At 67.9% G+C, this 4,116-nt stretch carries 3 protein-coding genes; all 3 read left to right on the plus strand.

All coding sequences use genetic code 11. From position 1 onward, the window contains the following. Positions 1-1,500: DNA topoisomerase (locus N878_RS13880; protein WP_021444245.1), on the plus strand; the 1,500-nt coding region annotated here is incomplete at its 5' end. A 21-nt stretch (positions 1,501-1,521) separates the two neighbouring features. After that, positions 1,522-1,911, plus strand: coding sequence for a protein TraD (locus N878_RS13885; RefSeq protein ID WP_006122510.1), 390 nt, complete (start codon positions 1,522-1,524; stop codon positions 1,909-1,911). Positions 1,912-1,914: 3 nt separating this feature from the next. Then, positions 1,915-4,116: ArdC family protein (locus N878_RS13890; protein WP_021444246.1), on the plus strand; the 2,202-nt coding region annotated here is incomplete at its 3' end.

A 4,116-nucleotide genomic window follows, 5' to 3' on the forward strand; every position in this document is an offset into this window, starting at 1 on the left:
GGCGGCTCGCGCGCCCTGCTGACCGTGGGCCGCGTGCAGACGCCGACGCTGGCCCTCGTGGTCGCCCGCGACCGCGAGATCGAGGCATTCAAGGCCGTGCCGTACCACACCATCCGGGCGGTGGTGCAGCACGCCGGCGGCAGCTTCGCCGCCGCATGGAAGGCGAAGGAGGATCAAGCCGGTCTGGACAGCGAAGGCCGCCTTGTCGATACCGCCGTCGCCGACGCCCTGGTGGCCGCCGTCAAGGGCCAGCCGGGCACCATCGCCGCGTACAAACAGGAGGCCAAGAAGCAGAACCAGCCGCTGGCCTTCGCCCTGTCCGACATTACGGCACTGGCCTCGGCCAAGTTCGGCTACAGCGCCGAGGACGTGCTGAACACCTGCCAGGCGCTCTACGAGACGCACAAGCTGACCTCGTACCCGCGCACCGACTGCGCCTACCTGCCGGAGTCGCAGCACGCCGACGCGCCGCGCGTGCTGGAGGCGATCAAGCACGTCAACCCCGAACTGGCCGGCCTGGTCGATGGTGCCGATCCGCGTATCAAGTCCAAGACGTGGGACGACTCGAAGATCACCGCGCACCACGGCATCGTGCCGACCATGCAGAAGGGCAGCAAGGCCGCCCTCAGCGAGCGCGAGCGCAACATCTACGACCTGATCGTGCGCGCCTACCTGGCGCAGTTCTACCCGCTGCACGAGTACATGCAGACCACCGTGGGCGTCGAGATCGCGGGCGAGAACTTCGCCGCGAGCGGCAAGGTAGTCACGCGCAACGGCTGGCGTGACGTGTACAGCCAGGCCGACGAGGAAGGCGAGAAGGACGAGGACGACGACAGCGGCACGCAGGCCCTGCCGTCGATGGCCCAGGGCGACGCCGTGACCTGCACGGCCGCCACCCGCAAGGACGCCAAGACGAAGCCGCCAGCGCGCTTTACCGAGGGCACGCTGATCCGCGCGATGGAGAACATCCACAAGTTCGTCAGCGATGCCGAGCACAAGAAGATGCTGCGCGAGGGCGACGGCATCGGCACGTCGGCCACCCGTGCGTCGATCATTTCCGAGTTGAAGCGGCGCGAGTTCCTGGCCGTCAAAGGCAAGCAGATCATCAGCACGACCCTCGGCCGCAGCGTCATCGACGCGCTGCCCGAGGTTGTGAAAAGCCCGGTGCTGACCGCGCTCTACGAGCGGATGCTGAAAGGCGTCGAGCAGGGCACGGCCGCCCTGGACGCCTTCATCACGAAGCAAGAGACGTTCATCCGCGACCAGGTGGCGAAGGCCAACAGCGGAGCCGTGACCATCGCCGGCGGCAAGGAAGCCGCGCCGGTGTCATCCCTTCACAAGTGCATGGCCTGCGGCAGCGGCTTGTCGCGCCGGCCGAGCAAGAAGAAGGGGCAATTCTGGTGGGGTTGCAGCAACTTCCCCACATGCAAGCAGACCTACCCCGACCTCAAGGGTCGGCCCGACTACAGCAAGGGCCGCAACGGCCCGGCATCCGAATGACCACAGCGAAGGAGATCGACCATGAACGAGCAAACCACCACCAACACCGCCGCCCACGACGAGCCGCTGGCCGTCCTGCCGCCGGTTGACGACGACGCCGCCGGCCGCGAGGCCGTGCGCGAGAAGATGGCCGACGCGCTGACGCCCGGCTTCCAGGTCGAGTTCGACCCCGACGAAGCCGAGCGCGTGGGCGCGTTCGTGGAGGACGCGCTGTCCGAGCAGGACGCCGCCGCGAGCGGCGACGACCTGGTGGAAGTCGATGGCGCGCTGGAGCCGGCATTCCTGGACGACGAAGGCCCGAGCGCCGACATCCCGCCGTTCATCACCACCACGAACGCCCGCGAGCTGTACGACCTGCGGCCCGGCGAGACGGTTGCCCAGGCCGCCGCGCGCAAGGCGTCGGAGGGCTGACCCATGCCGATCACGAAAGCCGAGGCGCAAGGGGTGACGCGGGCTTTCGTCCGCGACTACCCCGGCGCGCTGGAGCTGGCCTACAAGTTCCGCGAGGACGCGGCCGAGCTGTACGGGCCGCGAGCGGCCGAGGTGCCGGCCGACATGAAGGGCGGCTACGTGCCCAAGGAGACGCTGCACGCCGGCCGCGCCTACCGTGGCCGCGTGGACGTGCCCTTGCAGAACGTCGAGAGCGCCGGCGACCTACTGATGACGCTGCGGCACGAGGTGCTAGGCCACTACGGGGCCAACACCTTCGCGCCGGGCGAGAAGCGCGCCTTGCTGGACGGCCTGGCGGCCGCCCGCAACGAACCCACCCTCAAGCCGCTATGGGATGACGTGAACCGGCGCTATGCCGGCCAGTCCCTGGACGTGCGCGCCGAGGAAGTGTTTGCCCTGCACTGCGAGGGCATCGAGCCGAGCCAGCACCAGGTCGCCGACCAGGTGCAGCAGCGCGGCCAACAGTCATTCACGGAAACCTGCATCGCCCGCGTGCGGCCCATGCAGGCCGACGACCTGCACAACATCGTGTGCATGGTCGCCCAGGGCCTGCGCGACCGTTCCCGGACACAGCAGAACTTCCCTCAGTTCAACGAGCTATTCCGAAGGGACGAGAACATGGAGCCGAAGAAGCCGTTTCACGAAGTCGTGGCCGAAAAGCTGATCGAGCAGCTCAAGGCCGGCACCGCACCGTGGCAAAAGCCGTGGGAGCCGGGCGAACCCAACGCCTACCTGCCGATGAACCCGACCACCGGCAAGCGGTACAAAGGGATCAACGCCATCCACCTGATGGCCCAGGGCCGCAGCGATGCGCGCTGGATGACCTACAAGCAGGCCGCCGCCGTGGGCGCGCAGGTTCGCAAGGGCGAGAAAGGCACGCCGGTTCAATACTGGAAGTTCAGCGAAGAGCAAGACAAGCTGGACGACAGCGGCCGGCCCGTCCTCGATGCGAAGGGCCAGCCGGTCAAGGAAACCGTCATGCTGGAGCGGCCGCGCGTGTTCTTTGCGACCGTGTTCAACGGCGAGCAGATCGACGGCCTGCCGCCGCTCCAGCCGAAGAAGGAACAGACTTGGAACGCCGTCGAGCGCGCCGAGCACATCCTGAAAGCCTCGGGCGCGACGATCACCCACGCCGCCGGTGATCGGGCGTTCTACCGCCCTTCGACCGACAGCATCACCCTGCCGGAGCGCGGCCAGTTCCCCAGCTCCGACCGCTACTACGCGACCGCGCTGCACGAGCTGGGCCACTGGACGGGCCACGCTTCGCGCCTTGACCGCGACCTGGCGCACCCGTTCGGGAGCGAGGGGTACGCCAAGGAAGAGCTGCGCGCCGAAATCGCTTCCATGATCGTCGGCGACGAGCTGGGCATCGGCCACGATCCGGGCCAGCACGCCGCCTATGTGGGTTCGTGGATCAAGGCGCTGCAAGACGAGCCGCTGGAGGTGTTCCGCGCGGCCGCCGATGCCGAGAAGATTCACGACTACGTGCTGGCCTTCGAGCAGAAGCAGGTTCAGGAGCAAGACCAGCAGCAGAGCCAGGCCCAGGACGAAGCCGTGGCCCAGGCCCTGGCCGTGGACATTGCCGAAGTCCTGGACAACCCGGACGTGTCTTTCAGCCACTACCAGGCATTCCAGGGCGACACCCTGGAAGACGCCTTGCGCAGCCGTGGCCTCGAAACCGTGGGCAGCATCACCGGCACCGATCCCGAGCAGTTCTACGCGGTCGCGCATGACCGGCTGTCGCCGGTGTTCGGCATCGACCCGAGCCACACCGACACCGACAACGCCTACCTGGAGCGCAAGGGCTTGGCGCAAGAGTTCGCCAACATGGCCGAACAGCTCCACCTCGCGCAGCAGCTCCAGCAGCACGGCGAACAGATCGTGTCGAGCATCGACGCCGAAGCCAGGTGGAGCGACGGCCAGCGCATCTTTGCGTTCCACGACCAGGACGGTGAACCCCACCAGGTTCGCAGCCTGGACGAGCTGAACAACTACGCGCCCGACCAGTTGATGGCCCTGCCGGCGCTGACCCAGCAGCAAGCGGCCGTCGCAGACCAGGAGGCGAACATGACCCCACCGACCAACGACCAGGCGGCCGCCCTGCTGGCCGCCCATCCTGCCGACGCGGTGCAGGGCATCGAGCAGGCCGCCGCCGCGCGCCGGCAG

Source organism: Pseudomonas sp. EGD-AK9, assembly GCF_000465935.2.
In the GTDB taxonomy this organism is placed as follows: domain Bacteria; phylum Pseudomonadota; class Gammaproteobacteria; order Pseudomonadales; family Pseudomonadaceae; genus Aquipseudomonas.

Coding starts and splice junctions, on each gene's coding strand:
- N878_RS13885 (WP_006122510.1), top strand. CDS start 1,522: ATGAACGAGCAAACCACCACCAACACCGCCGCCCACGACGAGCCGCTG.